The sequence below is a fragment of the Actinospica sp. genome, from assembly GCF_035552695.1.
Taxonomy (GTDB): Bacteria; Actinomycetota; Actinomycetes; order Streptomycetales; family Catenulisporaceae; genus Actinospica.
Map to the genome: position 1 here is coordinate 1 of NZ_DASZKT010000179.1, position 2980 is coordinate 2980.

Here is a 2980-nt window from a genome sequence, read left to right on the forward strand (position 1 = left end):
CAGCGCGGTGAGGGCGGCGATCAGCACCCGCTTTCGCAGCCGCGCCCGCTGGACCTGCTCGTCCTCCGTCGCCGGCTCGCGCTCCTCCGCGCGCCGCCGCCGGCCGCCCAAGCTCAGCATCGCCTCAGTCCCTCCCCGGGACCGTCGCTCGGGGCCGGAGCGCGATCCTCACGATCGCCACTGAGCCCGCCGTCCGCGCTTCCGTCTCCCGCGAGATTCCTCATTGGTTGCCGGCTCTCCGAGGCGCCGTGGGAGGAGCGTAGCGGTCCACGCAACCCTGAGCGACGGGCGCGTGCCCAGGGAAGGTGGCGTCTCCCGCGAGCACCAGCGCGCTCCCGCCGGCCAGCGCCGCGATGGCCGGCTCGCTTCGCGGACACGCCATCGCGCCCGCGAGCAGCCATCGGTTGCGGGACGGGTCGTAGAGCTCCGCGCTGGCCAGAGGCTCCTCGGTGCCTCCGTCGACGGCCTGGCCCCCGGCCACGAGGACGTAGCCGTCGGGCAGTGCGGCCGCGGCCGCGGCGTCGCGCGCCTGCCGCATCGGGGCAGCCTCCGACCAGGTGCCCGTGGTCGGCGAGTAGCGCTCGGCGGATGCCAGCGCCGAGGACCCGTCGCCCCCCAGCCCGCCGGTCACGAGCACGGGGCCGCCGAGCGCGACCGCGTCCTGGTCGGCGCGCGCCTCAGACATCCTCGCCGCGGGTGCGAAGGCACCAGGGGTGGAGCCGTAGATCTCGGTGCTCGCGAGGGGTTGAAACTGGCCGCCCGCGGGAGGGCCTCCGAAGCCGCCGGCGATGAGCACGGCGCCGTCCGGCAGCGAGGTGCCTGACGCCTCGAAGCGCGCGACGGCCATCGATCCCGTCCTTGCCCATGTCCCGGTCGTGGGGTTGTAGAGCTCGGCGCTGCTCGTGATGCGAACGGCCTGGCCGCCGGCCGTGCCGGGCACGCCCGTCGTGCTCGCGCCACCCGCGGCGAGCACCGTCCCGTCGGACAGGAGATTGAGGCTGCAGTCGAGACGGGGGACGTGCATCGAGCCGGTTGGCGACCAGCGCCTGCTGATCGGGTCGAAGATCTCGGCAGACGCGAGGATGCGCCCACCGGCGACGCCGCCGGCGATCAGAACCCGACCATCGTGTAGTAACACCGCCCTTGCTCCCCGGCGAGCCTGGTGCAAGCTCCCGGTGGCCGACCATCGTCCCGTGCTCGGGTCGTACAGCTCCGAGGCAGCCGTGGGCACGGCTCCGACGCCCCCGCCCGCCACCAGCACCTCGCCGCCGTGTAGCGTGATCGCGTCGGGCGTGCCGCGGATGGTGGCAAGCGATGTCAGGCTCGTCCACCTACCCACGGACCGCTGTCCGGCGCCGGCGGTGCCGGTGCCGCCTGAGGTCGCGATCAGCACGGCGGCTACTGCGACGGCGGCCAGCGTGGCCGCGGCGCCCGCGATCGCCGTCGTCTTGCGGCGACGGCTGCCCGCGCTTGCTAACACTCCGGCGGTCGCCGGGTCCGGCTGGGCGCAGCTCGCACACCGGAGCCCGAGCTCGGTGCGGACGAGGCATCGAGGGCAAATCGGCCGGCCGCATTTCGCGCACCTGATCTGGGTGGGCTCGCCGTGCGCCTCGCATGTGGGTGTCGCGGTAGCCATCGGATCTGGGATTGGGTGCCCCAGGGAGCTAGCTTCAGGAAACATACTCCGGACGGAGTCACCGCTCGCCGCACGGGGACCTCACTGGATGTGTTTGACATATATTGCATCGACATCCTGTGGCGGGTTAGAATCAACTGGAACTGCGCGCGGAAGGCGAGACCCAGCTGTGTGCTTTCGGCACGCGGAGGTTTCTAGGTGTCACACCCCTCCACCCCGCCACCCTCGGAGGTGCGCGAAATGCTTCAGCTCAACGGCAGGCGTATGTCTCGGAGGCTGCTGACAAGGTTTCTGCCAGCGATGGCAGCCATAGCCGCGGTGACCGCGGCCGCAGCCTATGCCTGCACCAACCTGGCCACGCTCGACCTGTCGTCGGGGAGTGGTGCGCCAGGCATGTCCTTCACCGCCACGGGCTCGTCGTTCACGCCGAGCGCGCCGGTGGTGCTGCATTGGAACAGCCTGACCGGCCCGGTGCTGGCTAACATCCACGCTTCCTCGAGCGGCGCGCTCACCGCGACCGCGAAGGTGCCTTCGACGGCCCTGCCCGGCGACTACGTCGTCGTCGCAACCCAGACCATCAAGGGTCAGCCCGCGTTCGGTACGCCGGCGCGCGCCACGTTCCAAGTGGTCGGCCCCGGCGGCGCGACCGCCGGCGGGGCGCAGAACGGCGCGCCGGCGACCAACCCGCTGGCATCAGTGGCCACGTCGTCCAGCTCTGGCGTCTCTGGCGGCCTGCTGGCGGCGACGATCATCCTGGCCGTGCTCGGCATCTCGCTGTTCGGCTTCGGCGCCGCGGGCTATGTCCGCCAGCGCCGCAAGTCTGAGGTGCCCGTTCCCGCGCCCGTCAAGAAGCAGAAGTAGCGAAGACTGGCCATAGGCCGCGGTTCGGAAGGACAGCTGGTGCTCCGCACGGGCACCAGCTCTCCCGGCCGTCCCGCCGATCACCGCACCAACTCGAGGAGGATCGTGATGGAGGGGAGTATGCAATCTGGCGTCGGCCGGAAGGTGTACACGCGTCGACTCGGGGCGCCGCTGGGCGGTCTCGCGGCGGTGGTGCTTGTCGGTCTGGCCTTCCTCACCGCAGCGGCGAGTGCGTCAGCCGCGCCGTTCGTGGAGAACGCACGGTCGGTGACCGGCGGCTTCGACCCGAGCCGGATCTTCGAGGCGCCGAGCCTCGCGGTCGATCCGAAGAACCCGAACACCGTCGCTCTGGTGGCGGGCAACTACCACTACCCAGGCGGCTGCAACCTCTATGTGTCGCGGAACGGTGGCCTTTCGTGGGACCCGTCGGCCTCGCTGCTGCTCCCCGGGAGCCAGTTCTGCGTCGACCGGCCGCTCTCGGGT

General features: G+C 71.5%; 3 protein-coding genes and 1 pseudogene. 2 read left to right on the forward strand and 2 right to left on the reverse strand.

The annotated features are described in order from the left end of the window. Window positions 1-220 precede the first annotated feature (220 nt). The gene (locus tag VG296_RS20990; protein WP_325568171.1) at window positions 221-1480 is read right to left on the reverse strand and encodes a Kelch repeat-containing protein; all 1260 of its coding nucleotides are present in this window, start codon (window positions 1478-1480) and stop codon (window positions 221-223) included. Window positions 1481-1552: 72 nt separating this feature from the next. Continuing rightward, window positions 1553-1681: pseudogene (locus VG296_RS33265) on the reverse strand (B-box zinc finger protein); the annotation flags it as partial. A 255-nt stretch (window positions 1682-1936) separates the two neighbouring features. On the opposite strand from VG296_RS33265, the gene VG296_RS20995 reads away from it, so the two are divergent. Both VG296_RS20995 and VG296_RS21000 read left to right on the forward strand, forming a co-directional pair. After that, window positions 1937-2497: a hypothetical protein gene (locus tag VG296_RS20995; RefSeq protein WP_325568173.1), complete on the forward strand. Its 561-nt coding sequence runs from the start codon at window positions 1937-1939 to the stop codon at window positions 2495-2497. Window positions 2498-2617: 120 nt separating this feature from the next. After that, a partial coding sequence (locus VG296_RS21000) for a hypothetical protein (RefSeq protein WP_325568175.1) occupies window positions 2618-2980 on the forward strand: 363 nt, incomplete at its 3' end.

Coding starts and splice junctions, on each gene's coding strand:
- VG296_RS20995 (WP_325568173.1), top strand. CDS start 1,937: ATGGCAGCCATAGCCGCGGTGACCGCGGCCGCAGCCTATGCCTGCACC.